General features: G+C 40.2%; 26 protein-coding genes and 1 riboswitch. Of the genes, 24 read left to right on the forward strand and 2 right to left on the reverse strand.

Annotated features, from left to right (window positions below; all coding sequences use genetic code 11):
- Positions 1 to 12 precede the first annotated feature (12 nt).
- The 11 genes from dnaG to FFM63_RS04845 all read left to right on the forward strand — a co-directional run bounded on the left by dnaG (position 13) and on the right by FFM63_RS04845 (position 10,790).
- Positions 13 to 1,833: a DNA primase gene (dnaG, locus tag FFM63_RS04795; protein WP_137609182.1), complete on the forward strand. Its 1,821-nt coding sequence runs from the start codon at positions 13 to 15 to the stop codon at positions 1,831 to 1,833.
- A 22-nt stretch (positions 1,834 to 1,855) separates the two neighbouring features.
- Entirely contained in the window at positions 1,856 to 2,965 is a 1,110-nt protein-coding gene (gene rpoD, locus FFM63_RS04800) for an RNA polymerase sigma factor RpoD (RefSeq protein WP_137609183.1), read from the forward strand.
- Between the two features lie 233 nt (positions 2,966 to 3,198).
- Positions 3,199 to 4,902, forward strand: coding sequence for a cell division site-positioning protein MapZ family protein (locus FFM63_RS04805; protein ID WP_246033284.1), 1,704 nt, complete (start codon positions 3,199 to 3,201; stop codon positions 4,900 to 4,902).
- Between the two features lie 137 nt (positions 4,903 to 5,039).
- Complete coding sequence (locus tag FFM63_RS04810) at positions 5,040 to 5,897, forward strand: CvfB family protein (RefSeq protein ID WP_137609185.1); 858 nt, start codon at positions 5,040 to 5,042, stop codon at positions 5,895 to 5,897.
- Between the two features lie 110 nt (positions 5,898 to 6,007).
- Positions 6,008 to 6,460 (forward strand): ferric iron uptake transcriptional regulator, encoded by a 453-nt coding sequence (fur, locus tag FFM63_RS04815; protein ID WP_137609186.1) that lies wholly within the window; start codon positions 6,008 to 6,010, stop codon positions 6,458 to 6,460.
- Between the two features lie 113 nt (positions 6,461 to 6,573).
- Positions 6,574 to 7,464, forward strand: coding sequence for a site-specific tyrosine recombinase XerD (gene xerD, locus FFM63_RS04820; protein ID WP_137609187.1), 891 nt, complete (start codon positions 6,574 to 6,576; stop codon positions 7,462 to 7,464).
- 14 nt (positions 7,465 to 7,478) lie between these two features.
- On the forward strand, positions 7,479 to 7,838 hold the full coding sequence (locus tag FFM63_RS04825; RefSeq protein ID WP_137609188.1) for a GNAT family N-acetyltransferase: 360 nt from the start codon (positions 7,479 to 7,481) through the stop codon (positions 7,836 to 7,838).
- Positions 7,839 to 7,845: 7 nt separating this feature from the next.
- Positions 7,846 to 8,592 carry a segregation/condensation protein A gene (locus tag FFM63_RS04830; RefSeq protein WP_137609189.1) on the forward strand — a complete coding sequence of 249 codons (747 nt, stop codon included), beginning with the start codon at positions 7,846 to 7,848 and terminating at the stop codon, positions 8,590 to 8,592.
- The gene (gene scpB, locus FFM63_RS04835; protein WP_137609190.1) at positions 8,589 to 9,170 is read left to right on the forward strand and encodes an SMC-Scp complex subunit ScpB; all 582 of its coding nucleotides are present in this window, start codon (positions 8,589 to 8,591) and stop codon (positions 9,168 to 9,170) included. The genes FFM63_RS04830 and scpB overlap by 4 nt, the downstream gene beginning before the upstream one ends.
- A complete protein-coding gene (locus tag FFM63_RS04840) occupies positions 9,171 to 9,887 on the forward strand; it encodes a pseudouridine synthase (protein WP_137609191.1) in 717 nt (238 codons plus the stop codon).
- A gap of 70 nt (positions 9,888 to 9,957) precedes the next feature.
- Positions 9,958 to 10,076, forward strand: a riboswitch (FMN riboswitch).
- A 120-nt stretch (positions 10,077 to 10,196) separates the two neighbouring features.
- Entirely contained in the window at positions 10,197 to 10,790 is a 594-nt protein-coding gene (locus FFM63_RS04845) for an ECF transporter S component (protein WP_137609192.1), read from the forward strand.
- 54 nt (positions 10,791 to 10,844) lie between these two features.
- Here the strand turns inward: FFM63_RS04845 and FFM63_RS04850 are convergent, their stop codons facing one another.
- Positions 10,845 to 11,057 (reverse strand): ferredoxin, encoded by a 213-nt coding sequence (locus FFM63_RS04850; RefSeq protein ID WP_137609193.1) that lies wholly within the window; start codon positions 11,055 to 11,057, stop codon positions 10,845 to 10,847.
- A gap of 28 nt (positions 11,058 to 11,085) precedes the next feature.
- Between FFM63_RS04850 and FFM63_RS04855 the strand changes: the two genes are divergently transcribed.
- The 13 genes from FFM63_RS04855 (at position 11,086) to FFM63_RS04915 (ending at position 24,646) form a co-directional block, all read left to right on the forward strand.
- A complete protein-coding gene (locus FFM63_RS04855; protein WP_137609194.1) occupies positions 11,086 to 12,072 on the forward strand; it encodes a YpbB family protein in 987 nt (328 codons plus the stop codon).
- Positions 12,063 to 13,457 (forward strand): RecQ family ATP-dependent DNA helicase, encoded by a 1,395-nt coding sequence (locus FFM63_RS04860; protein ID WP_137609195.1) that lies wholly within the window; start codon positions 12,063 to 12,065, stop codon positions 13,455 to 13,457. The genes FFM63_RS04855 and FFM63_RS04860 overlap by 10 nt, the downstream gene beginning before the upstream one ends.
- A gap of 68 nt (positions 13,458 to 13,525) precedes the next feature.
- Positions 13,526 to 14,167 carry a LysM peptidoglycan-binding domain-containing protein gene (locus FFM63_RS04865; protein WP_137609196.1) on the forward strand — a complete coding sequence of 214 codons (642 nt, stop codon included), beginning with the start codon at positions 13,526 to 13,528 and terminating at the stop codon, positions 14,165 to 14,167.
- 60 nt (positions 14,168 to 14,227) lie between these two features.
- Entirely contained in the window at positions 14,228 to 14,899 is a 672-nt protein-coding gene (cmk, locus tag FFM63_RS04870) for a (d)CMP kinase (RefSeq protein ID WP_137609197.1), read from the forward strand.
- A 146-nt stretch (positions 14,900 to 15,045) separates the two neighbouring features.
- Complete coding sequence (gene rpsA / locus FFM63_RS04875) at positions 15,046 to 16,266, forward strand: 30S ribosomal protein S1 (protein WP_137609198.1); 1,221 nt, start codon at positions 15,046 to 15,048, stop codon at positions 16,264 to 16,266.
- 289 nt (positions 16,267 to 16,555) lie between these two features.
- Positions 16,556 to 17,866, forward strand: a complete 1,311-nt coding sequence (gene der, locus FFM63_RS04880) for a ribosome biogenesis GTPase Der (RefSeq protein ID WP_137609199.1) — start codon at positions 16,556 to 16,558, stop codon at positions 17,864 to 17,866.
- Between the two features lie 228 nt (positions 17,867 to 18,094).
- Positions 18,095 to 18,370 (forward strand): non-specific DNA-binding protein Hbs, encoded by a 276-nt coding sequence (gene hbs, locus FFM63_RS04885; protein ID WP_010744623.1) that lies wholly within the window; start codon positions 18,095 to 18,097, stop codon positions 18,368 to 18,370.
- Positions 18,371 to 18,839: 469 nt separating this feature from the next.
- Positions 18,840 to 19,331: a PH domain-containing protein gene (locus FFM63_RS04890; RefSeq protein ID WP_137609200.1), complete on the forward strand. Its 492-nt coding sequence runs from the start codon at positions 18,840 to 18,842 to the stop codon at positions 19,329 to 19,331.
- The gene (locus tag FFM63_RS04895) at positions 19,324 to 20,787 is read left to right on the forward strand and encodes a PH domain-containing protein (RefSeq protein WP_137609201.1); all 1,464 of its coding nucleotides are present in this window, start codon (positions 19,324 to 19,326) and stop codon (positions 20,785 to 20,787) included. Before FFM63_RS04890 ends, FFM63_RS04895 begins: the two co-directional genes overlap by 8 nt.
- Before the next feature lie 178 nt (positions 20,788 to 20,965).
- Positions 20,966 to 21,643 (forward strand): hypothetical protein, encoded by a 678-nt coding sequence (locus FFM63_RS04900; protein ID WP_137609202.1) that lies wholly within the window; start codon positions 20,966 to 20,968, stop codon positions 21,641 to 21,643.
- 146 nt (positions 21,644 to 21,789) lie between these two features.
- Positions 21,790 to 22,842, forward strand: coding sequence for a hypothetical protein (locus FFM63_RS04905; RefSeq protein ID WP_137609203.1), 1,053 nt, complete (start codon positions 21,790 to 21,792; stop codon positions 22,840 to 22,842).
- A complete protein-coding gene (locus FFM63_RS04910) occupies positions 22,843 to 24,087 on the forward strand; it encodes a tetratricopeptide repeat protein (RefSeq protein WP_137609204.1) in 1,245 nt (414 codons plus the stop codon).
- A 13-nt stretch (positions 24,088 to 24,100) separates the two neighbouring features.
- Positions 24,101 to 24,646, forward strand: a complete 546-nt coding sequence (locus FFM63_RS04915) for a YpiB family protein (protein WP_137609205.1) — start codon at positions 24,101 to 24,103, stop codon at positions 24,644 to 24,646.
- Between the two features lie 47 nt (positions 24,647 to 24,693).
- On the opposite strand, the gene FFM63_RS04920 is transcribed toward FFM63_RS04915, so the two are convergent.
- Positions 24,694 to 25,584: a YitT family protein gene (locus FFM63_RS04920; RefSeq protein ID WP_137609206.1), complete on the reverse strand. Its 891-nt coding sequence runs from the start codon at positions 25,582 to 25,584 to the stop codon at positions 24,694 to 24,696.
- Positions 25,585 to 25,596 lie beyond the last annotated feature (12 nt).

Below are 25,596 nucleotides of genomic sequence, written 5' to 3' on the forward strand. Positions count from 1 at the left end.
GGGGTGATGTTTTTGGTACAAAGGATTCCCCAACAAGTGATTGATGAGGTTCGTGAAAAAACCAATATCGTTGAAGTGATTGGACAATATGTTCAGTTGAAAAAATCCGGTAAAAATTATTTGGGACTTTGTCCGTTTCACGAAGAGAAGACACCGTCGTTTTCGGTTGCTGAAGATAAGCAGATTTTTCATTGTTTTGGTTGCGGCAAAGGTGGCAATGTTTATACTTTTTTACAAGAACTAGAGGGAATCACTTTTCCCGAAGCAGTAAAAAAAGTTGCCGATATGGAACAAATTCCTTTAGCGATTGAGATTTCCAGTGAGCCTGTCAATCAAACATCAACAGGTCAGCAGCAATTGATCGCTTTGCATGAGCGGACACGCGACTTGTATCATCATTTATTGATGAATACGAAAGTGGGCGAGGCTGCACTAGCTTACTTGCATGAACGCGGGTTGAGTGATGAATTGATCAGTGAATTCAAACTTGGGTTTGCGCCTAACCAGCGGGACTTTTTAGTCCAAGTGGCTCAGCAAGACAAAGTAACGGCTGATTTGATGGAGCGCAGCGGCTTGTTTATTCGCCGCGAAGATGGCAGTTTCAGTGATCGTTTTTATCAGCGGGTCATGTTTCCTTTGAACGATTTTCGCGGGAAACCGATTGGCTTTTCAGGACGCTTGTTGAAGACGAGTAATTTTCCTGGAGAGGATCAGCCGAAATATTTGAATTCGCCTGAAACGGAACTGTTCAATAAACGACAAGTTTTGTTCAATTTCGACAAAGCACGAAATGAGATTCGTAAACAAGGCGAAGCAATTTTATTTGAAGGGTTCATGGATGTATTAGCCGCTTGGCAAGCTGATATCAAAATCGGCTTAGCCTCAATGGGAACGAGTTTGACTGAGCAGCAAATTGCAGCAATCGAACGAGTCACTGGGCAAATCGTGATTGCTTACGATGGCGATGATCCAGGTCAGGCAGCGACAGATCGTGCGCTGAGTGTTTTATCAGCCCATAGCCGATTAAGTTTGGCGACAGTCACCGTACCGGAAAAACTTGATCCAGATGAATATTTGCGTAAATATGGTGTGGCTGAGCTGCAAAATCTATTGCAACACGGTCGGCAAACGCCATTTGCATTTAAAATGTACTATCGCAAAAAAGGATTGAACTTGGAGAACGAGGCTGACCGCTTGAATTATTTGGAAGTCGTGATGCAGGACTTGGCAAAAGTCCAGTCGCCGGTTGAACAAGATTTATATCTAGGTCAGTTGGCAAATGAATTTCAGTTGACGAGAGAGAGCTTGAAACAGCAGCTGCAAATGATTCGTCAAACACTTCGCAGCGAACGACGTCAGCAGCAAAGACCGGTTTCTCCGGCACCGCTTCAGTCTGTCAAAAAAGCATTAACTAAGGAAGAAAAAGCTGAACAAATGTTACTGTATCGCAGTATGAATGAAGCCTCAATCCGTGAACAATTAGTTCAAACAGACTTTCAATTTATTCACGATCAATATCAAGAATTGCTTCTTTACTTAGATAGTTATATGATGGTTCATGGAAATTTTGTTTTAGCAGACTTCCTGAACTATTTAAAAGAGAATGAGATGAAGCAACTTGCCATCGACATCTCTATGATATCCATGTCAGAAGATAGTAATGAACGAGAAATCTATGATCTGATGCGGGTGATTTCCCAATCTGGCATTGCTGAAGAAATAAAACAACGACAAAAAGAGCAGCTTGAGGCCAGAAAAAATGGAAACCAGCAGCGGGAATTAGAATTGACCGTTCAGATTATCGAATTGACGAAACGCTTGAAACAAGCCTAGAAGTGAAAGGGGCATTTATTTTATGGCAGATGTAAAAAACAAAAAAGAGTACGAAAAAGCTGTAGCGGTCTTCATTAAGGAAAAGAAACCATTAGGACAGGCGGTTTATGATGAACTGACCAACCGTTTGGCGACACCTTATGAATTAGGTGCAGAAGCGATGGATAAATTGATCCAAAAAGTTGAGGATGCTGGGATCAGTGTCGTTGATGAAAATGGTGATCCGTCGAAAGCTAGTTTGAAACAAAATGAAGCGACTGCGAAAGCCGCACAAAAAGAAGATTTATCGGCCCCAACTGGTGTCAAAATCAATGACCCAGTTCGTATGTATTTAAAAGAAATCGGACGCGTGTCATTGTTGACGGCGCAAGAAGAAGTTGAACTGGCTTTGTTGATTGAACAAGGCGATCAAGAAGCAAAACAACGTTTAGCAGAAGCGAACCTGCGTTTAGTCGTAAGTATTGCCAAACGTTATGTAGGCCGCGGTATGCAATTTCTTGATTTGATCCAAGAAGGAAATATGGGATTGATGAAAGCTGTTGAAAAATTTGATTATCGCAAAGGGTTCAAATTCTCAACTTATGCGACTTGGTGGATCCGTCAAGCAATCACCCGTGCCATTGCCGACCAAGCTCGGACGATCCGAATCCCAGTTCATATGGTAGAAACGATCAATAAATTAATTCGTGTACAACGTCAATTACTACAAGACTTAGGACGCGAACCAACACCAGAAGAAATTGGTGCCGAAATGGACTTGCCGACAGAAAAAGTTCGTGAGATTTTGAAGATTGCGCAAGAACCTGTTTCATTAGAAACGCCAATCGGCGAAGAAGATGATTCTCATTTAGGCGATTTCATTGAAGACCAAGAAGCAACGAGTCCGGCTGAACATGCGGCTTCGGAAATGTTAAAAGAACAGTTGGAAGATGTATTAGATACATTGACTGACCGTGAAGAAAATGTTTTGCGTTTGCGTTTTGGTTTAGATGACGGTAGAACGAGAACATTGGAAGAAGTTGGACGTGTATTTGGGGTTACTCGTGAGCGGATCCGTCAAATTGAAGCGAAGGCTTTAAGAAAATTACGCCATCCATCACGTTCAAAACAATTAAAAGACTTTCTAGAATAAAATCAACTCTTCGAGAATTTTTCTCGGAGAGTTTTTTTATGGTGTCTCTTCGGGAAATGAAAGCCTACCCGTAACATTTTAGTAAAGTCTTTTGATTTCTGACAAGCTGATGCTAAAATTTTTGTGCACTGCTAAATCTATCTAATTTAAGAGTGGAATTGAATTTATTATTTTTGATTAATTCACTTGAAATTTGCTTGGAACATCTTAGGACATATGATAGATTAAAGCATATGATTGAAAAAAAGGAGCCGATTTCATTGCAAAAATGCCCTAACTGTGAATATGAACCAGTCGATGGACGTGCAACTTGTCCAAGGTGCGGCTTTTCATTGCAGGTAGACGACCAAGTAAATAATGATGATGTTGCTGATAAAAATGATACGATAGAATGGTCAAAATTGGCTGATCTGCCAATTGGATCTGTCCAACAAATGTTTAAAGATAACGAGGATAAAATGAAAGAAGAAAATTCAAAGAAAACAGAAGAAACCCCTGAATTGAATCCGATCTTAGCAAAATATATTCGTGAGCATAAAGAAGGGCAAGACTATCCGGAAACCTCAGAAATTTCAGAAATTCCGGAAGTTTCAGAACTTGATGAAACCGTGAAGGAAGAAGTTGCTGAAGCTGAGGCGGTTGAAGAAGCTATAAATGAAGAACAAGTTTCTGATGATCAAAATTCGGAGCTGGAAGAAACAGTACCAGAAACAATTTCTGTAAGCGATGAAGCAGCGAGCGAAAAAGACCATTTGGATGAGGCTGAACCCGCAGTTTCGCTTGAAGCAGCTGAAAGAATTACTCCAGCAGAAACGGAAACAGATGAAGCGATCGAGCCGGTAGCTGAAGAAACCTCTGAAGTTTCCAGCGGAAAGATCCCAGAAGAACCTCAGACTCCAAAAAGCTCACCGAAAAAAAGTCGTAAAAAACTGTATGTCACATTAGCTGCTATTGCCGTTTTAGGTGCAGGCGGCGGCTATTATTTTCATGCAAAAGAAGTGGAAGCTCAGCGGATTGAAACGGTCAAAAAAGAAAATAAAGTACTCGATTCAATTGAAGAAAGTATCGCTAGTTACTACACCGATGATCAGCAGACATTTCTTGTTGCGGATAAAGTAGCGCTTAATACGAGTAAAATTGACGAAGAATTAGCTCATTATACAGAGAATGAACGTTATGATGAGTTAAAAAAAGCGTATGATGAACTGGTAGACAAGCAAGCGGCTGAACATTCGGTCGACCAATTATTCACTGATACTGTGATTAATGGGGATAAAATTGCAGAGAAACCTTTATTAAAGGCAGCAGAACCAATCGAACTGACGATTGAGACAGGCGGTAATAAATTTGATCAGTTGTTGAATCAGGCGATCGACAACGCAAAAGATCAATATACTAAAATAGAAGCGGCTAAAAAAGCAGTGGCTGGTTTGTTGAAAGACGGCAAGGTCAATGAGGCAGTTACTCGAGCGCAATATACGACAGCCAACAATGCAGTTAAAGCAGTCGCAAACCAAGCGCTGATCAAAACTCAAAAAGATGAGTTGGTTAAAGTTGATCAACTGTTAAAAGACAAAGAAAAGAAAGCCGCTGATGAAAAGGCAGCAGCAGAAAAAGCAGCACAAGAAAAAGCCGCTCAAGCAGCACAGACTGAAAATTCTGTTAGCCAAGCAGGCGATACGAGCAGTGATGCCTATGCCTGGGCACCCGGAGTCCAAGAAAAAGTGATTCAGACGTGTATCTCACGCGGATATATCGTAGAAGGCGGCTATAGTTTGGAACCGGTGAAAGTTGAAAATGGCGAAGGCTATTATAATTTGTACGCTACTTCAAATCGTGCATCATTGACGAAAGGCTACTCAGATTCTGACTTACCGATGTATTTAGTAACGATTAACTGCAAAACGGGTTGGTTCAAAGGCAACGGTCCAAATTAAATCAAGACACAGCGGCTGGGAAGAATCGTCTTCCCAGCTTTGCCAGTTTTAGCAAGCAAAATAAACGCCTTTATTTAATGTCAGTAATTAAGCAAAGTCTTTTTATAAAAATAGAAACAGAGATTAGGAGAAAAATTATGAATGAGTTATTAGGTCAAGTGTTTACGGGATTGATCATTGATGAAAATGAAACAATGTACTTGGTGCAAAAAAACGGGGTGACTTTCCGTCTTGTAAAAAATGAGCAGGAACCCCATGAAATCGGTGAATCGATTGAAGGATTCGGTTATGTAAATCAAAAAAAAGAAGCTATTTTTACAACGGAGATCCCGCAAGTGCGAATCGGTCATTTTGCCTTTGGTGAAGTAACGGATGTGCGACGTGATTTAGGCGTTTTTGTAAATATTGGTCTGCCTGATAAAGATATGGTCGTCTCTTTAGACGAAATGCCAAGCATGAAAGAATTGTGGCCGAAAAAAGGCGATCGCTTAATGATCAGTCTGCGAATAGACGAAAAAGACCGGATGTGGGGTGTCTTAGCTGATGAAGCGATTTTCCATTCGTTAAGCCGTGCGGGAAATGCGGAGATGCAAAATGAAAATAAAAAAGGAACGATCTATCGCTTGAAAGTAGTGGGTTCATATCTGATTACGGAAGATTTTTATATCGGATTTGTCCATCCATCTGAACGTTATCAAGAACCGCGCTTGGGTGAAGTGGTTGAATCGCGGGTCATCGGCGTACGACCAGACGGCGTTTTAAATCTGTCATTAAAACCGCGCAGTTATGAAATGATCAATGATGACGCAGCGATGATTTTGACGATGCTACAAAGAAATGCCGACCATGTATTGCCGTATTGGGATAAATCTGCGCCAGAAGAAATCAAAGAAGCTTTTGGAATCAGTAAAGGCCAATTTAAACGCGCGATTGGTCATTTACTAAAAGAAAAATTGATTGAACAAAGTGAAAATCAAATTCGATTAAAAAGCTAATTGAGAATGTCCTTGCATAAATAAAGGCGATGAACTATAATAATTCTAAGAAAAGTGACATCGATCTAGCTGCTTATTTATAATTATTATAAAGATGGAGGAGAGTTCTCTTGAACGCAATCCTAGCCTTACAGAAAACTAAAAAACAACTTCATGATTCTGGTTTCAAGTTGACGCCTCAGCGTGAAGCAACTGTCCTTGTTTTATTGGAAAATGAAAAAGATCATTTATCGGCAGAAGAAATTTACTTTTTAGTTAAGAAAAAAAGTCCTGAGATTGGTTTGGCAACCGTTTATCGGACATTGGAGATTTTGACTGAACTGCATATTGTCAATAAAATCAGTTTTGATGACGGATTGGCCCGTTATGATTTGCGAAAAGAAGGGGCAGAACATTTCCATCATCATCTGCTTTGTCTGGAATGCGGCAACATTGAAGAGATTGAAGAAGATCTTTTAGGCGATGTGGAGCGAGTGGTAGAATCGCGGTATCATTTCGCAGTGAAGGATCATCGATTAACTTTTCACGGAATTTGTCAAAACTGTCAAGAAAAGAAAGCATAAAGCTTCTAGAAAAAATTGGATTAAGTTATAATTAATTTATATAGTCCCTTGGAAAGATACGTGCTATCATATCAAGGGGCTTTTTGTTATGATAAAGTGAAAGTGGTGAAAATATGGATGAACAAATAACGGAATATTTGCATTATCTATCGATCGAACGCGGGCTTTCAGAAAATACTCGTATCAGTTATCAACGCGACTTGCAACAATACTTGTCATTTTTAATTGAGCAAGGCGTGACTAGCTGGCAAGCTGTCGATCGCTATACAGTTGTGGCTTTTTTAGGGAATTTAACTGAGGCAGGCAAGGCATCCACGACAATCACGCGAATGATTTCCAGTTTACGCCGTTTTCATCAATTTTTACGCCAAGAACGTTATACAGATCATGACCCGATGCAGCATATCGACAGTCCGAAAAAAGCTCAGCGATTACCTCAAACGCTTTCGTTAGCAGAAGTGGAACGGCTGATCGCAGCTCCAGATACTACCACTGATCTGGGAATTCGAGATCGTGCGATTTTGGAAGTGATGTATGCTACCGGGTTGCGTGTCAGTGAATTGATTGGACTGAAACTTGGAGACATCCATTTAGAGATGGGCCTATTACAAACTATTGGTAAAGGCGACAAAGAACGAATCGTTCCGCTGGGTGATTATGCGATCCATTGGCTGGAACGTTATTTAGCAGAAGTTCGTCCGTTGTTAACTAAAAAGACGCCAAATGAACCTTTTTTGTTTGTTAATAACCATGGACGCGGAATGAGCCGTCAGGGGATCTGGAAAAATTTGAAACAACATGTTATTAAAGCAGAAATCACTAAAGATGTGACCCCTCATACATTACGCCATAGTTTTGCGACACACTTGCTGGAAAATGGTGCGGATTTGCGAACGGTACAGGAACTTTTAGGCCATGCAGATATATCGACGACTCAAATTTACACTCATATTACGAAACGACGAATGACCGAAGTTTATAAAGAATTTTTCCCGCGCGCTTAATAGGAGGAGAAAGAATGCTTACACAATACCGAAAAAATCAACGAAAGATTGCGATGGGTCTGTTGAGTTTTCATGAGAATCTGAAAGATCAACAGCATTTATTAAAGGAAATCGATACATATGAAGCAGATGATCGTTATCAACTGTATTGTTATTACGATGAAGGCTCTGATAACGTCCAAGGGGTGATTGGTATCAGTCAGTTGGAAGATAATGAAATCATGGTGCATGATATCAGCTTAAATCCATCTTATCGCGGAGAAGGCATCAGCATGACTATGATGAAAGAACTCCAAGCGCTGTATCCAGAACAAAAAATTATCGGTACACCGGCTACGTCTGCTTTTTTAGCAAAATGGCAGGAACATAAGTGAGGATAAGATGGAAGCAATCAGTTTAAAATTAGACGTTTTTGAAGGTCCACTGGATCTTTTGCTGCATTTGATCCAGCAATTAGAAATCGATATTTACGATATTCCTATTGCTGAAGTAACCGGGCAATACTTGGATTTCATCCATGCGATGAAGACATTAGAGTTGGAAGTTGCTGGTGAATATTTAGTGATGGCGGCAACACTGATGTCAATCAAAAGCCAATTGCTTTTGCCAAAACAAGAGCTGGAATTTGATTATGCAGAGGATGAAGGAGAAGATCCGCGGGATGCATTGGTTCAGCAGTTGTTAGAATATCGGAAATATAAATATGCTGCTTCGGTCTTGTCAGAAAAAGAACAGGAAAGAAGTTTATTTTATACGAAAGCGCCAATGGATCTTTCTGCATATGAAACTGAGATTTTGCCGTTACCGAAAGATCAATTAAACACCATTGATTTATTTTTGGCACTGCATGACGTTTTGAAACGCAAGAGAGAGGATCAGCCAATCGAAACGACGGTCGCCAACGAAGCCATTACGGTTGACCAAAAAGTAACAGAGATCGATAGCCGCTTAGCTAAATTGTCTGAAGGTGAAGGTTTAACCTTGGAGTCGCTGTTTGAGCAGCACACGAAAGATGAACTGATCACGACCTTTATGGCGTTGTTGGAACTGATGAAAAATGGCCGCGCACTGGCAACTCAGGAAAAAACGTATGCGCCAATTTTAATTTTTAAAGGAGCCATTGCATGAATCCACTCAGTCAAATTGAAGCGATGCTTTTTGTAGTAGGTGAAGAAGGAATTGGACTAGAAGAACTCGCTTTTACTTTAGAACGTCCGATACCAGAAATTTATCAAGAGATAATCGATTTAAAAAAAATATATGAAGACAATGCCACTTCGGCATTAACTATTTTAGAGGTTGGCAATCATTTTATTTTGAGCACTAAAAAAGAATTTGCGCCCTTGCTAAAGGAATTTGCCCATTCACCGATGGCCAACCGGTTAAGTCAAGCGGCGCTTGAGACGCTTTCGATCATTGCATACAAACAACCGGTGACTCGTTCTGAAATTGACGAGTTGCGCGGCGTACAGTCAAGCGGTGCGGTTCAGACGCTAGTTGCGCGGCAATTGATAGAAGAAAAAGGGCGAGTAGATGGTCCGGGTCGGGCGATATTATATGGAACAAGTGCTTATTTCATGGATTATTTTGGGTTGAAAGACATCAAAGAATTACCAGACGTTCAAAAAATGGAAGAAGATCTAGCAGATGACGAGGAACCTTTGGATCTGTATTATGATCGCTTTAAAGAAGAGGATGAACAATAAATGGAGAGATTACAAAAAGTTATCGCTCATGCTGGAATCGCGTCACGCCGCAAAGCGGAAGAGTATATTACTGGCGGACGAGTGCAAGTAAATGGCGAAGTTGTCAAAGAGTTAGGAACAAAAGTCGGCAAGAAAGATCTTGTGGAAGTTGATGGCGTACCAATCTATCAAGAAGAGCCGGTCTATTATTTGTTTTATAAACCGCGCGGAGTCATCTCCGCAGTTGCTGATGATAAAAAACGAAAAGTTGTAACGGATTATTTTGCCCGAGTCCCAGAACGGATTTATCCAGTCGGTCGGTTGGACTATGATACATCAGGTATTTTGCTACTGACTAATGATGGGGATTTTTCTCAAAAATTGGCCCATCCGAAACATCAGATCGATAAAGTTTATGTGGCGAAAGTAAAAGGGTATGCAGAAAAAAGAACGTTATTGCCATTAACTAAAGGTATTCGGATCGAAGGCAAGAAGACTGCACCAGCTCGGTTTGAAATTCTTTCTACCGATAGAAAGGCAGAAACTAGTATCGTTGAATTGACGATCCATGAAGGCCGCAATCATCAAGTCAAAAATATGTTGGCGGCTGTCGGCTTGCCAGTTCAAAAATTAAAACGAGAACGTTACGGTGATCTGACATTGCAAGGGCTGCGTCCTGGAGAATATCGCCGTTTGAATACGAAAGAAATCCACTCTTTGTTAAACCAATCCAAATAATCAGAGTTATTTACTTGTTTTTTGGAAGTAAACTTGTTATAGTGTGCTTACAATAAAAAAATAATTTAAGGTTCGTCTTCAGGGGCAGGGTGAAAATCCCGACCGGCGGTGATAGTCCGCGAACTGCGCAAGCAGCCGATTCGGTGCAATTCCGATACCGACAGTACAGTCTGGATAAAGAAGATAGGGCTTATTTGAGTAAGATTGTATTCAAGTAACTCTATGCTTTTTTCTGAAGCATAGAGTTTTTTTGTGTAAAATCTCGCTTGGATAGTTCGATGAAGATGTTTCCGAAACGGAGGATTTCAGATGAAGAACTTACGATTACAAAAAATGACAGCAGTAGCAGTGGCAGCAGCAATGGGATTGATTTTACAATTTATCGCTTTCCCAATCGTTCCAATGTTTCCTTTTCTAAAATTGGACTTTAGCGATATTCCAGTATTGATCAATATGTTTATCTTTGGACCATTGACAGGTGTCGCGACTGCGTTTATTCGTTCATTATTGCATTTAACTATGACCGGTTTTTCGGTTGATAATATGATTGGCGATTTTGCCAGCTTCTTTGCATCGACGTTATACACTTTGCCGATCTTTCTATTGTTTAGACAAAAAAATGCGTCAAGACGAGTGTTGGGGCTTGGCTTAGGAATTTTAGCGATGACAATCTTTATGAGTATCGCAAATTATTTTGTAATCACGCCGCTTTACTTAAAGGCATTTGGTCTGACAGCCGGACAAATGTTGGGTATGGGATTAGGCCGCTATATTCTAGTTGGGATCGTACCATTCAATCTACTAAAAGGGACGATCGTCAGTGCCGCTTTCCTAGTACTGCATGCCAAATTGCTCCCTTGGTTATCAAAAAAGACGATGACCTCTCAACATCATTCAGTTTAATCAGCAAAAAATCTCAGACAAAACGTCTGAGATTTTTTTTGTCAAACTATGGTATTATGAATCTTGATATAAGATAGCATGAGAGGGACAACGTTTGGCAGATTCGACGACTGCCGCTTGCTGATCTTTCGGAATAAATTCGTGGGTCGCCTCTGGCTCACCTACAAAAAGTACGATTCCATCATCGGTATAATCAAAAATTTCTGGCGCGATTATCTGGCATAAGCCACAGGCGATACAGCGCTCAGGAATGATTTCGCATTTCATTTTCTCACCTTCCACAGGAGATTTTACTATGACTTTATTTATTTTAACGTTATTTCAGACCGGCTACAAGTTAAGAATATCGACCTTGTATCATTTGTTGGTCGGTAAAAGAACGAGCTCGGTTTTATTGCATGGTTTTTTTTATAAAAACTTGGCTTATTTAGGGACAATGCCGACTTTAAAAGAAGAAACGTTTCAAAGAGTGCTTCAACAACTACGTGCCGATCAGTTGATCACAACTGAAGATGGTCTGGGCGAGCTGACTCAACGCGGGAAAAAATTATTAGCAGAAAATTCGTTTGATTTGAGTGGTTTGGATAGTTTGCGTTATGGGCGTATGCGGGAAAATTCATGGCAGCTGCTTCTTTTTGGAGTTCAAGTGGTCAGTCATCTTTCTTTTAATGAAAAAAACTATTTACCGATCGAAAACCGGCCGTATTATTTACAACAAATCAAAAAATGGCTGGCACAATCACAACCTGGTTTAGTTGCAAGAGTCCAGCAAGAATTGACGGAGATTTTTCAAGGCATATCCCCAGAAATCGCTGATTTTCTTGCTAATCAGATTTCCGGTCATGATTTTCAAGGGAAAACGGCGTTTCAATTATTGCCGGAAAAATGGCAAGAAGCACCTTGGGACACGTTGTATCAACAACGTGCAATCGATCTTTTTTTAGCACAGGCAAAAACAGTTGAGCTGAGCAGATTGTTGGCTGAGTTGGATCAGCAAAACAGCAATCAAAGCATGTTGAAAACACGCGCCTTCTTTTTAGCCGGAAAAACTGCCAGTGAAATTTTAACGTTGCGTCGATTGAAACAAGGGACAATCAATGATCATTTTATTGAATGGGCATTGTTGGCTGCGGACTTTCCCTTTGAACGCTTTGAACACCTTTCTTTTGAAAATTTGACTGAAAATCAGATCATCGATGCGCGCTATCAAGATTATGAAGTGTCGTATTTAAATTTTCGTCTGTCACAAATCTATTACTTGAGGGAACAACCATGGACTTGACAAAAGTATTGAAAGAAAAATTTAATTACGACCAGTTTCGTCCGGGGCAACGCGAGATCATCGAAACGATTTTAACTGGAGAACCCGTTTTAGGCATGCTGCCGACTGGGACCGGGAAATCGTTGTGTTATCAGCTCCCAGGATATTTATTAGATGGAACAGTCATCGTCATCTCGCCGTTGATCTCTTTAATGGAAGATCAAGTCGCGCAATTGCAGCGGATGGGGGAAAAACGAGCGGTGGCCTTAAACAGCTTGCTGTCATCTTGGGAGAAACAATGGATCTTAAGTGAAGCCTATAAGTATAAATTTATTTTCATGAGCCCTGAGATGTTTTTGAATCACGCTGTTCAAGAAGCACTAAAAAAAACAAAACTTGCTTTGATCGTAATCGATGAAGCGCATTGTATCTCACAGTGGGGGATCGATTTTCGGCCGGAATATTTGAAAATAACTGATGGAATCGAAGCAGTCGGGGCATCTGTGATTTTAGCTTTAACGGCGACAGCAACGCAAGCGGTACGAGCAGACATTCAAAAATTGTTATTCAGAAATCGATTCGCAAAAGAATTCGTTTTTTCTGTCGATCGACCAAATATTAGTTATTTTGTTTATCAAGAAGAAAAGTTCAAAAAACTGCAGGAGTTAGTCGCCTCTTTGGGCGGATCAGGGATCATTTATTGTGCTACTAGAAAAAAAGTTGAAGAATTATATCATGCCTTCAAAGGACAGCAGGCGATTGCGTATTATCACGGAGGGCTCAGTGGTCAAGAACGCCGAATGTTGCAACAGCAGTTTTTAGCCGGTGACCTAAGAATCTTGATTGCCACTAATGCTTTTGGTATGGGGATCAATAAAGAAAATATCCGATTTGTGATCCATTACGATTTGCCGGATTCACCAGAAAATTATTTGCAAGAAGTCGGACGAGCGGGCAGAGATGGTCAAGCGAGCCAAGCGATTTTGCTGTATGAAACAGGGGATGAATACATCCATCATTTTTTACAGGAACAAACAAATCAGTCAAAAAAATTATTTGAGATCAAACAAAAGATCAATGATCTAGTTTTTGATGATCCTTTGATAAAAAAATGGGAACAATATTTTCCCGGCGAAAGTTCCCGTTTGATGGAATTGTTGAGTCAGCGAGGCGCAACGAAAAAAATACAGTTGCAAAAAATGCTCGATTACATCACCACAACAGATTGCCGCCGCCAGTTTTTGGTCGCTTATTTTGCTGAAACACTGTCTGCGAAAAATCCCCATTGCTGTGATAACGATGGGGCCAATTTGATCATAAAAACACTTGAACAAGAGCCGATTGAGAAACAATTGTCATGGCAAAAAATTATTCAAAGAATTTTTAAAAATGCTGAGAAAGATTGAAAATCGGCGCCACATTTTCAAGAGCTATGGTATAATACATGGCGATAGCATTTAGGAGGTTAGAGAAATTGAGTAGAAAAGATCGCTATAATGATACGAATAATGAACCGTGGGATCAACATATTTACGAATCTGATAGTGAAGAAGAAAATTATTCGCGCAGCCAGTCTCGTCGTAGTGGCGGCGGCAACAAAGGTGGCGGAAATACGAAATTCTTGACGATTCTAGTCGCGTTATTGTTAGCTCTTATTTTGATTCCGGCTGGTGCTTTTTTCTGGATCACTCGTGGAAATGATGAACCGGCGGCCTCTCCAGAGAGTACAACGCAAGTATCAAAGGTCTCATCAACAAAAGAATCTAGTTCTGAAGAAAGTAGTGCCGAAGAAAGTACCGCTTCAACAGAATCTGAAGCAGCTCAACAGGCTCAACAAGCTGAGCAGCAAGCACAACAGGAAGCCGCAGCAGCACAAGCGGCTGCTGAATCACAAGCTGCAGCATCTCAGGCAGCGGCATCACAAGAAGCGGCACAACAAACCACGCCGAGTTCAGAAACTGATGCAAATGCACAATATGGAACAGTACAATCCGGTGAAGGTCCAAAACAAATTGCTGGACGGTATGGTTTGAGTGTAGATGAATTTTTAGAACTTAATGGCATGACCTTAGACAGTTTTTATTTTGATCCAGGTCAGCAAGTACGTGTGAAATAAGTTGAATACTTTACCGTAATCGATTTCGATTACGGTTTATTTATTGGAAAGAGGCAGAAAATGGAAAATATTTCAATTGCGATCGATGGTCCTGCATCATCAGGAAAAAGTACAGTAGCAAAAATTTTGGCAAGCGACTTTAATTTTATTTATGTCGATACGGGGGCAATGTATCGTACGGTAACTTTTTTAGCGATTAAGCATAATATCGCGTTTTCAGATGAACAAGCGTTGGCAGAGTTGACTAAAAGCTATCCAATCACCTTCAAACCGGCGGCGCATGGACAATCGGTATTTGTGAATGGTGAAGAGATTACTCAAGCAATCCGTCAGCCAGATGTGACGGCGGCTGTCTCAGAAGTTTCTGCGCATGGAAAAGTTCGTGAGGAATTAGTTAAAGCTCAGCGTCAACTTGCCCAAACCGGCGGAATCGTGATGGATGGACGTGACATCGGGACGACTGTATTGCCAAAAGCAGAGATCAAGATTTTTTTAGTCGCTAGTGTCGAAGAACGTGCACAACGTCGATATAAAGAAAATCAAGAAAAAGGGATCGAGATGGACTTTGAAGCAATCAAAGAAGCCATCGCTAAACGTGATTATTTAGACTCGCATCGGGAAGTTTCACCACTCGTTCAAGCGGCAGATGCTGTCTTAGTTGATACGACCGGAATGTCGATTGAACAAGTAGTGACGAAGATTAAAGGGATCATAGACTCAAAAGGTTTCTAATTTTCAGCCAAATCCAATAAATAAAGCGAATTTCTTTCAAATTTTTAGAAAAAAAGAAGAAATCGCTTTATTTTTCATGTGGATTATTCTAAAATAGAACATGTAGTGTATTTTACGTAGAATTGTTGGTGAGGAGGACAAACGGCATGACAGATTTAGAACAAAATTCGATGGACAATGAGAACGTTTCGATGAAAGCAGCAATGGAAAGTGTGCATGAAGTTCAAGTTGGCGATATTGTTAGAGGTGAGGTACTCGCCTTAGAAGACAAACAAGTTATCGTGGGCATTGAAGGCGCAGGAGTAGAAGGTGTAGTCCCTGCAAAAGAACTTTCAACATTACCTGTTGAAGACATCAACGAAGAAGTCAAGGTTGGCGACATTCTTGATTTAGTTGTGATTTCTTCTATTGGAAAAGACAAAGAAAATGGTAGTTATCTTCTTTCTAAGCGCCGCTTAGATGCAAAAAAAGTTTGGGAAGACATTGAAAAAGAATTCCAAGCTGGAAACATTATCGAAGCACCAGTAACTAGCAGTGTTAAAGGTGGGTTAGTTGTTGATGTAGGTGTACGTGGTTTTGTCCCAGCATCAATGATCGATGATCATTTTGTTGATGATTTTTCAGTTTACACTGGAAAGACACTGGCATTCAAAATCGTTGAGATCGAACCTTCTGAGAATCGTTTGATTCTATCGCACAAAGCGGTCGTTGAAGCCGAAAAATCAGAAAAGAAAAAAGAAATCCTTTCCGACTTATATGAAGGTCAAGTAATCAAAGGGCAAGTCGCTCGTTTGACCGATTTCGGTGCTTTTGTTGATCTTGGCGGAATTGACGGTTTGGTTCACGTCTCAGAAATTTCACACAGTCATGTGGCAAAACCAGCAGATGTATTGAGCGTTGGCGAAGAAGTCGAAGTTCAAGTTCTTTCAGTTGATCCAGAAAAAGAACGGATTTCATTATCAATCAAAGCCAATCTGCCTGGACCATGGACGGATATCGAAGAAAAAGCCGCTCCAGGTTCTGTCCTTGAAGGAACCGTGAAACGTTTGACCAGCTTTGGCGCCTTTGTTGAAATTTTCCCAGGAGTCGAAGGCTTGGTGCATATTTCTCAAATCTCTCACAAACATATCGCCACACCACATGAAGTTTTACATGAAGGCGATCAAGTACAAGTGAAAGTTTTAGAAGTACATCCTGAAGACCATCGTGTGGCTCTTTCAATCAAAGCTTTAGAAGAAAAACCAGAAGAAGCAAAAGCTGAACCTGTTGAAGAAGAATCTTATGAGTTGCCAGAAGAAAATACTGGATTTACTATGGGAGACATCTTAGGGGATGCATTGAAAGACGACTCAGCGGATCAAGAATAAACTTTGAAGAGCACACCAGGTTGCTGGTGTGTTCTTTTTATTAATTTAATGAATGAAAAGGGCTCCTTCTCTTGCAAGAAGGAGCTTTCTTAGTTAAACTAAAGAGAATTTGAAAAAGAGCAGACTAGCCTAATTTTGACGGGATCATTTACAGCGAAGGAACAAAAGGAATCACCCGCAGTAAAAGAGTCTGGCCAATTAAGAGGATATACGCTAAGAAAATCAAATTTATTCTTTCTGTTCAGAAAAATAAATACATTAATATTAATTAATAGGAACGAGGTAAGTTATGTCAAATCCTACAATTGCAATCGTTGGCCGCCCGAATGTGGGGAAATCAACATTGTTCAATCGGATCGCCGGAGAACGTATTTCAATCGTTGAAGATACGCCAGGCGTCACTCGCGACCGAATCTATGCTAAAGGTGAATGGCTGGATCATGAATTTTCAATCATTGATACTGGCGGAATCGATATTAGCGATGAACCGTTTATGGAACAAATCAAACAACAAGCGCAGATCGCAATCGACGAAGCAGATGTCATTTTGCTTGTCGCAAGCGGCAAAGAAGGCGTGACGGATGCGGATGAAGCAGTTGCTAAAATTTTATATCGAAGTAAAAAAACAGTCATTTTACTGGTGAACAAAGTCGATAATCCTGAGATGCGAAACGATATTTATGAATTTTATTCTCTAGGTTTAGGCGAACCCTATCCAGTATCAGGCAGCCACGGACTTGGTTTAGGCGATGTCTTAGATGAAGCAGTCAAACATTTTCCTGAAGATAATGAAGATGAAGAAGATCCATCCATTAAATTTAGCTTGATTGGTCGACCAAATGTCGGTAAATCTTCATTGATCAATGCGATTTTAGGGGAAGATCGAGTAATTGTTTCAGATATCGAAGGAACGACTCGAGATGCGATCGATACACGATTTGTTGGTGAAAATGGTCAAGAGTTTACAATGATCGACACAGCCGGCATGCGAAAACGCGGAAAAGTATATGAAAATACAGAAAAATATTCTGTTATGCGGGCAATGCGGGCAATCGATCGATCAGATGTCGTTCTAGTGGTACTGAACGGAGAAGAAGGCATCCGTGAACAAGACAAACGAATCGCTGGCTACGCTCATGAAGCGGGTCGTGGAGTAATCATCGTAGTCAATAAATGGGATCTAGTTGAAAAAGATACTCATACTATGAAAAAATTTGAACAAGAGATCCGGGAAGAATTTGCTTATTTAGATTATGCACCCATCGTTTTTGTTTCAGCTATGACCAAACAACGCTTAAATAAAATTCCAACGATGATCGAAGAAGTCAGCATGAATCAAAATCTGCGGATTCCGTCTTCTGTTTTAAATGACATCATTATGGATGCAGTGGCAATCAATCCAACGCCGACTGACAAAGGCAAGCGTTTGAAGATCTTCTATGCAACACAAGTTGCCGTGAAGCCACCAACTTTTGTCGTGTTTGTCAACGAAGAAGAATTGATGCATTTCTCATACGCACGATTTTTAGAAAACCAAATTCGAAAAGCCTTTGAATTTGAAGGAACACCGATAAAAATCATCCCTCGGAGAAGAAAATAGGATATTTTATCATACTTTTATTTTAGTGACAACAGATTTCGCTGAATGCTAAAACAAGCGTGAATTTTGTGTCATTAATCGCTAAAAACCTTGCTAACATAAGGTTCTTATGCTATCGTTATAAAAGAATATTGACCAAATCAATATTTATTTACTGGTAACTGGACCACTCAGTTATCGGTTAGTGTTCAGATTTCAATACTCATTTCTCAGGAGGTGAATTCATTCATGGCAAACAAAGCAGAATTGATCGAAAAAGTTGCAGCAGCTACTGACTTAACTAAGAAAGACGCTACCGCTGCTGTCGATGCTGTATTTTCAACTATCCAAGACGCATTAGCTGAAGGTGAGAAAGTTCAATTAATCGGCTTCGGTAACTTTGAAGTACGTGAACGTGCGGCCCGCAAAGGACGTAACCCACAAACTGGTGAAGAAATCGAAATCCCAGCAAGCAAAGTACCTGCGTTCAAACCAGGTAAAGCGTTAAAAGATGCAGTGAAGTAATTGCGAAGGTTAACCCGTTGTGGCTCTAAGGCTGCAGCGGGTTTTCTTTTTTCCATAAACTTAAAAGGGGCAGAAAAGAGGCAATAACTGTACAGAAGTGTACAGTCCAAAATGTTCAGTCCTCAAGAAATTGTGGTTCTCATGATTTGATGTGAATGTACACCAATTGTTAAATGGTAGAAACTCGCACTATCTTAAATAGAAATTATCGAAGAGGATGTGGCAAAAGTCTTGTCACATCCTGTTTGTATTGGTGGATGCGTAGCTTTTAGAATAAAAAATGGTATATAAAGGGATACAAAAATTAATTTCTAGTTCAATGTAAAAATAGCTGACAGCTGTCAAAAGTTGAGCAGGCCTTCCAGTGTCATTTCATTTTTCTTGAGAGTAGACGGCGGGAGCCTTTTCACGGTACTATAAACAAAAGGAAAATTTTTACAAAAATGAAAGCAGAAATGTGGGAAAAAAGATGGAGTATCCTTTATTACCAAAACAAATGCCGCAACGAATCAAAGCGGTCTGGCGTAAAAATAACTATGTGACGATGGGGATTTTTCTCTTGCTGGGTATTGCAGGAACCGCGGCATTGGTCTGGTTCGATCAATTTAAAGGGATTTTTAGCGGGCTTATGATTGCTTATTTTGTGCTCCTTGGATTGATCTTTGTGCTGTTGATGGCACTCATTCCTTATCGTTATATGTTTCATCGTTATGAGATCACGACAGAAGATATTGCTTTTCAAAAGGGATTTATTTTTCGATCGATCACGTATGTTCCGTTGAATCGAATTCAACATGTAGAGACAGAACAAGGCCCTTTTTTAAGACAAGAAAACTTGATGGAAATTGTCATTCATACCGCGGCAACTAGTCATCATCTTGCAGGCTTGGATATGCAAGAAGCCATGGCTTTGCGCCAGCAGATCATCGAGCTAGTAAAGGCGGCGAAAGAAGATGTCTGAGAAGAAAAGATTCCATCCATTGGCGATCCTGATTTTTCTATTGAAGGGGATCAGGACTTGGTTCTTTTTACTAGTCTTGTTGATTATTAATGGCTGGATCTACACACTTTATGGAAAATTAGCAGCGGCAGCACTAGTCTTATTGATCATCGGATCAGCGATAGCAAATTATTTTTCGCAAGCTTATCAGATTTCTTCGGAGAAAATCATTATTTATCAAGGAATTTTTCGTAAACATGAAATTGATATTCCTTATGATCGAATCCAAACTATCAAGCAAAGACAATGGTTCTTTTTTCAACCGTTTCATGTGGTCCAACTGCTGATCGAAACAGCGGGAGGCGAGGCTGGCAAAGCCGAAGCTTCCTTGCCGGCAGTCACTGAAGAATTGATCCAAGTGATTGAAGAATATCGGATGCAAGAAAAAGTAATGAAAGAACCGATTTCAGAAACGGCGGCAGCAAAAAGTGCTGTTACAGCGGAACCTGTTTATGTCCATCAAACAACCAATGGTCAAATTCTTTTGTTTGGTTTGACTGATCTGAGTATTTTGGCAGCGGCAGTAACATTGATCGCATTTTTATATGATTTTATTCCTGATGATTGGCTCAATCAAGCGGTGTCTACCTCTGAGCGTTTGCTGCAAGCAGATTGGGTCGTGCTGGTAGGCTTGGGGTTATTTCTTTTATTAGTGCTGGCAGCCGTTTCTATCGCCAAGAATTTTTTACAGTATTACAATTTTAAAGTCAGCAGATATGGGAAAAATCTTATGATCGAGAGCGGCTTATTAGAGCGGCGTGTTCAAAAAATTCCGTTGCAAAAAATTCAAGGAATCAAAATCCGCCAGCAAATTTTACGGCGGCTGTTTGGGATATCCACGGTGGAATTGTTATTAGCCGGTGGTCAAGAAGAAGAAAAAGATATCAGTAAAAAACTTTATTTTTTACCGATTGTTTTTGATCAGCAGTTGTTTGAAAGTCTTGACTCATTGTTGCCAGAATGGGCATTTGATCCTCCCAAGATTCAGTATGTTTCGCGCAAGAGATTATGGTATTTCTGGCGCTGGATCTTATTAGCGGCGGTACCAATCATCGGTATCGGCTATTACTTTAATCGCTGGTTAGCGGTTGGCGGAATAGTGATAGCGGTAATTTTACTGCTTTTTGCTTGGCTGGAAGCGCATTTTCAAGGTTACGCACTGCAAACAGATACTCGCTTGTGCGTACAGACCTTCGCTGGCTTTTCAAAAGTCCAAACTTTTGTGGAACAAAGAAAAATCCAAGCCTTTTCAGAACGAACAACTTGGCGGCTTTATCCTAAAAAAATTGGTCACGTCAGTTTTTGGCTGAAAACAGGAACAACACCGGAAAAAATTTCGTTGAGTTTCATCGATTGGACAGACATCACTGAAATAAAACAGTTCTTTTTGAAAGAGAAAACGTTCAATCGCTACTAAAAAAGAAAAAATTGGCAGTTCGATCAGTTTTTGACGGGAAATCGAAATTGAATCAAATATTATTCCTTAGATTGTTATTTTATTTGCTTTAACCTCTATTTTTCAATTTACGAAAGATCTTCATTAGGATAAAATAAAGATAGAAGATCTAGTGGAAAAAGGAAAAGAAGGTGAAACAATGTCAAAGGAAAGATTATTTTATGTTAAAAAGAATGATTCTTGGCATTCATACGAATTTCTAGCGCAACGAAAAAATGATCCGAAATGGCGGCAAGCTTTTTTAGAGGCTGAAACACTACTGGATCAAGAAGACAAACGCAGAAAGCGGCGTAATTTTATCGTATTAGTGGTGACAATTCCAGTAGTGCTGCTCGCAGTATTGGTCGGATTATATTTTTATGGATCAACTGATGAAGGCACTGTTTCGAAGCGGCAAGTCACGTTGAATGAATCGACCACGGCTTCGACTGAAACGACGGCGGCAACAGAATCAACGGAAGCAGCTGAGGTGGGACAAGTATTAACAACACCTTGGGGCGAACAGGTCACAGTGTTGCGAGTCTTAGCGAATGGCGAGCGAGTCATCAGGGAAGGTACGTCAGAATCTGATCTGAACAATGATGGGGTATTGACCTTTGAAGAATTGTCGCAGGCAGAAGAAGCGGCAAACCAAGCCAATCAGCAGTATTATCAGCAAGAACAAAACAATCAGCTGCAGCCAAGTCAGCAACAAACGCCGCAGCAAACTGAGACGGTACAGGAAAATCAACAAGAGACCCAGCCAAGTCAGACAATCGAACAGCAGACACCGGCATCTCAAGCAGAGACACCTGTACAAAATCAAACGACACCATAAAAAATAATTACTAAAAAGTTCAATGACAGAATCAGTTAAAACCTCGTTTTTTTAATAAAGAGTGAAAATCTTAGTCAGCCTCTTGTACATTTGTTGCGGGAGGTTTTTTTGTAGTATAAAATAAAGAAAACAAGGTGGTGAGCGAGATGGAAGTCGCCTATCAACACAAAGAGAATGCGACGCTGATTATTTATGGTGAAACGGTCGCTTCAATGATGCGAAAAAAGAACTTGGAAAATAAACAAATTCTTTTTTGTGGCAATCAACGCTACTATGATTTATATGCGGAGAAGCTGCGTCAATTTGTACCTAAAACAAGTTCTCATGAATGGTTTATTACACCTAATAACCGGTACTGCAATACGCTGGAAAATTTTCAAGAACTGATCCATTTTCTTGATCGATTCAGCCGGCAAAAAGAGACTCTTTTTCTGGGGATCGGCAATGAAGGTGTGATCGAGCTCTTAGGCTTTGTTCACCACGTGACGAATTTGCAAGCAGAGTTGTGTTTTTTACCGGTATCATTGCGTTCGTTCGCACAAAGTTTGACTTTTTCAGATCAGATCGTTTCTAATAAAAATATGATGACGGTGATGGAAATTGAAGAAGTTCCAGAAAGTATCTTATTTGACCACACGTTGGCGGATCAACAAACAACTGGGAAAATGGTCGATCTCTTGACCCTGATTCGTTGCGGGATTGTTAGCGACTATTCCTTTTTACAAAGTTTATATGTGAATTTTCCGACTCGCGAGGCCCTTTTACAGCATTCTTTTTCGGCTTTCAGCGAAAATCTGATCAATTATTACCAGTTAAATAGCGAACAATTGCGTGATTTCGGTAAAACTTTTGAGAAAGCTTTTTTTCAAACGGAGAACGGCTCGTTACTCTCAAATAGTATGAAGACGATGTTTGGTTTGTTGTTTGAATTGGGCTGGAATATCACCGCAAGCGATCTTCATTTCAATTTTAAAAATTTTATGATATGGTTGGTGCGATTAGGATTTCCAATCGTTGTTCCGACAGGGATCTCGCTCGCTGATTATGGTCAGCAAGTGATCGCTTTAGCACAAGAAAAACCGTTGGCTGGATTGGTTCAAATCGGAAAAGTCGGCGCAAAGAAACTGCCGACTCAGAAAGAATTGCTTCAAACATTTGAAGCGTATCAAAAAATCGTAACAGAGATCAGGGGAGAATAGATGTCAAGTTATAGTGAAAAAATGCTCGCAGCATTAAGAGCTGAAGAGTTAGCAAAAGCCAATCAACTGTTTGAAGAGGCATTAAAAAAAGATGAGCCTGAAATACTTGCAAGTTTTGCCGAAGAATTGCAGGCATTAGGTTTTCTCGATGAAGCAAAACAAGTTTTACTAAAACTTTCAGCAGATTTTCCAACAGAAGATGTTTTTTATCTTTCTTTAGCGGAGATCGCAATCGAAAATGATGATATCGACAGTGCGTTCGATTATTTAGAGCGGATCAATCCAACAAGTGAAAATTACTTAGAAAGTTTGTTAGTGACGGCTGATTTGTATCAAGTGTTGGGGATTCCTGAAGTCAGCGAAGCAAAATTATTGCAAGCAAAAACGATTGCACCGGAAGAACCGTTGATCACCTTTGCGTTGGCGGAATTACACTTTTCTACTAGTCAATTAGGCGAAGCAATCAATGAATATGGTCAACTTCAAAAACAAGGTATCGAAGAGCTGGCAAATATTTCCATTGATGAACGGATCGGTTCAGCCTACAGTATGATGGGCGGGCTTGAAGAAGCACTTCCATTTTTAGAGCGGGCGTTGGAAAAAGAGCGCACATCTGATCGGTTATTCCAACTGGGTTTCACTTATTATCAATTAAAAGATTATCAAAAAGCGATCAATTACTTACAAGAGTTGATCACGCTTGATCCGCAATATCAAAGTGGTTATTACTACCTTGCCGATAGTTTGAAAGAAGAAGAGCTGTTAGAAGAAGCATTACTCGCAGCTGAAGAAGGCATCAAAGAAAATCCTTACCAAGTAGAATTATTGCACTTGGCTTCTGAGATCGCGTACCGTCTGCGAGACAGCAAAAAAGCCGAAGAATTATTACTGCAAGCACTTGAGAGCGGTGAAAAATCCGACGAAACATTGTTGACGTTAAGCAACCTGTATTTGAATGAAGAACAGTTTGACAAAGCAATTGAAATGATTGGCCAGATGGATGAGAAAGACAATCCTTATGCTGAATGGAATTTGGCCCAAGCGTATAATGAATCAGAAGATTTTGAAGCTGCCCGAACGCATTACCAACAAGCATATGAAGACTTGGCTCATGAACCAGATTTCTTAAAAGCTTATGGCCTTTTCTTACGCGAAGATGGTCAAATAGAATTGGCGCGCACCGTTCTGACAAATTATTTACAATTAGAACCAGGAGATTTAGAGGTACAATCATTACTAGAATAAAGAGGTGAAGAAAATGATCGATGTAGCTGAAAAACGTGAATTTCTTGTCTGGCTGATTAATAATGTGAGTTTTCAACGACGCGAAGTGATTTGGATTTTAAACTATTTGATCAATCATGAAGCGATTCTGCGGAATGTTCATATCGTTGAGCAAGCTTTAGAAACAAATCGCGGATTGGTATTTCGCGATATCTCACAAAAAGAAGAACCGATGGTATTTTCAATCGAAGGCCATCAATTTACTAACAGTGATCAAATTTTTCATGAGATTCGTCTACATTGGCAACAGCCGCTATACTTAGAATGTATTTTTCCTAATTCTTGGCAGAACGCCCAATACTTATCCGTTCTTGAGGATAATCCAAGCTTATCGTGGAATGACACTGTCAGCGAAGAGATAGTCTCAGAAGTCGAAAATTTTTTAAAACTGCAAGAGCAAGAAGCACAAATCGAGTTATTGAAAAAACAAATTGATTTGGCATTAGAAGCGGGCGATAGAGAGGCTTTTCTCGGCTTGTCAGATGAATTAAATCGCTTGAAATTGACAGTACACCAATAAAAAACATGACCCAGACAAGTTGTGCAAGCTGTCTAGGTCATGTTTTTTTAGTTGCTTCGTTTTAAGGTGAATCTTCGGCGTTGTGGTTTCAAATAAGTAAATCCTTCGCCTTCGACGTCATGAACATTGCTGATCAAAATAAAGGCTTTTTCATCAACTGAGTGGATAAGTTTTTTTACTTCAGTGACTTCTTGTTGAGAAACCACGATGTAGACGATTCGTTTCACTTCGGATGAAAAACCACCTTCACCATGGAGATAAGTCACGCCGCGTTCTAAATGCGCCATCAACAACTCGGCAATCACATTGCTTTCGTTGGAGATAATCATGACACCTTTAGCCGCATAGCCGCCAGAAGAAAGGACATCAACGACTCTGCTGAATACAAAAGAAACGATCAACGTATACATCATTCGTTTCAAATCTAAGTATGTTAGGGAACAAAGTAAGACAATAATATCAAAAACTAATAATGACTTCCCCATCGTAAAGCCAAATTTTTGTTCAAGAATTCTTGCAATAACATCCGCTCCGCCAGTTGTTCCGCCATTTCGGTAAACTAAGCCGCTGCCAAATCCAGCGAATAGTCCAGCTAAGATCGAGACGATAAATAAGTCATGGTCTAAATTGATCTGTAAAGGAATTCGTTGCCAAATCCATAAAAAAGCGGACAAACAGACCGTTCCTAAAATCGTATAATAAAAAGAACGCTTGCCTAGAATTTTTCCGCCGATCAAGATCAAGGGAATATTGATAAGTAAAGTCGTGTAAGCAGGATCAATCCCGAATAAGGCGCGGATAATCAACGTAATACCGGTCACGCCGCCTTCTGCCAAATGATTCGCAATGTTTAAATAAACCAAACCAAATGCATAAATCGCTGTCCCAACCACAATAAAAAGAATTTCTTTCATTCGTATAGTCATAGTCGTTTCCATATGACACCTCCT

Source organism: Enterococcus pingfangensis, assembly GCF_005405205.1.
Taxonomy (GTDB): Bacteria; Bacillota; Bacilli; order Lactobacillales; family Enterococcaceae; genus Enterococcus_A; species Enterococcus_A pingfangensis.

Excerpts from the sequence above, each read along its gene's own strand:
- rpoD (WP_137609183.1), top strand. The coding sequence starts at position 1,856 with ATGGCAGATGTAAAAAACAAAAAAGAGTACGAAAAAGCTGTAGCGGTC.
- FFM63_RS04805 (WP_246033284.1), top strand. The coding sequence starts at position 3,199 with ATGATTGAAAAAAAGGAGCCGATTTCATTGCAAAAATGCCCTAACTGT.
- FFM63_RS04810 (WP_137609185.1), top strand. The coding sequence starts at position 5,040 with ATGAATGAGTTATTAGGTCAAGTGTTTACGGGATTGATCATTGATGAA.
- xerD (WP_137609187.1), top strand. The coding sequence starts at position 6,574 with ATGGATGAACAAATAACGGAATATTTGCATTATCTATCGATCGAACGC.
- FFM63_RS04825 (WP_137609188.1), top strand. The coding sequence starts at position 7,479 with ATGCTTACACAATACCGAAAAAATCAACGAAAGATTGCGATGGGTCTG.
- FFM63_RS04830 (WP_137609189.1), top strand. The coding sequence starts at position 7,846 with ATGGAAGCAATCAGTTTAAAATTAGACGTTTTTGAAGGTCCACTGGAT.
- scpB (WP_137609190.1), top strand. The coding sequence starts at position 8,589 with ATGAATCCACTCAGTCAAATTGAAGCGATGCTTTTTGTAGTAGGTGAA.
- FFM63_RS04840 (WP_137609191.1), top strand. The coding sequence starts at position 9,171 with ATGGAGAGATTACAAAAAGTTATCGCTCATGCTGGAATCGCGTCACGC.
- FFM63_RS04845 (WP_137609192.1), top strand. The coding sequence starts at position 10,197 with ATGAAGAACTTACGATTACAAAAAATGACAGCAGTAGCAGTGGCAGCA.
- FFM63_RS04850 (WP_137609193.1), bottom strand. The coding sequence starts at position 11,057 with ATGAAATGCGAAATCATTCCTGAGCGCTGTATCGCCTGTGGCTTATGC.
- FFM63_RS04855 (WP_137609194.1), top strand. The coding sequence starts at position 11,086 with ATGACTTTATTTATTTTAACGTTATTTCAGACCGGCTACAAGTTAAGA.
- FFM63_RS04860 (WP_137609195.1), top strand. The coding sequence starts at position 12,063 with ATGGACTTGACAAAAGTATTGAAAGAAAAATTTAATTACGACCAGTTT.
- cmk (WP_137609197.1), top strand. The coding sequence starts at position 14,228 with ATGGAAAATATTTCAATTGCGATCGATGGTCCTGCATCATCAGGAAAA.
- rpsA (WP_137609198.1), top strand. The coding sequence starts at position 15,046 with ATGACAGATTTAGAACAAAATTCGATGGACAATGAGAACGTTTCGATG.
- der (WP_137609199.1), top strand. The coding sequence starts at position 16,556 with ATGTCAAATCCTACAATTGCAATCGTTGGCCGCCCGAATGTGGGGAAA.
- hbs (WP_010744623.1), top strand. The coding sequence starts at position 18,095 with ATGGCAAACAAAGCAGAATTGATCGAAAAAGTTGCAGCAGCTACTGAC.
- FFM63_RS04890 (WP_137609200.1), top strand. The coding sequence starts at position 18,840 with ATGGAGTATCCTTTATTACCAAAACAAATGCCGCAACGAATCAAAGCG.
- FFM63_RS04895 (WP_137609201.1), top strand. The coding sequence starts at position 19,324 with ATGTCTGAGAAGAAAAGATTCCATCCATTGGCGATCCTGATTTTTCTA.
- FFM63_RS04900 (WP_137609202.1), top strand. The coding sequence starts at position 20,966 with ATGTCAAAGGAAAGATTATTTTATGTTAAAAAGAATGATTCTTGGCAT.
- FFM63_RS04905 (WP_137609203.1), top strand. The coding sequence starts at position 21,790 with ATGGAAGTCGCCTATCAACACAAAGAGAATGCGACGCTGATTATTTAT.
- FFM63_RS04910 (WP_137609204.1), top strand. The coding sequence starts at position 22,843 with ATGTCAAGTTATAGTGAAAAAATGCTCGCAGCATTAAGAGCTGAAGAG.
- FFM63_RS04915 (WP_137609205.1), top strand. The coding sequence starts at position 24,101 with ATGATCGATGTAGCTGAAAAACGTGAATTTCTTGTCTGGCTGATTAAT.
- FFM63_RS04920 (WP_137609206.1), bottom strand. The coding sequence starts at position 25,584 with ATGGAAACGACTATGACTATACGAATGAAAGAAATTCTTTTTATTGTG.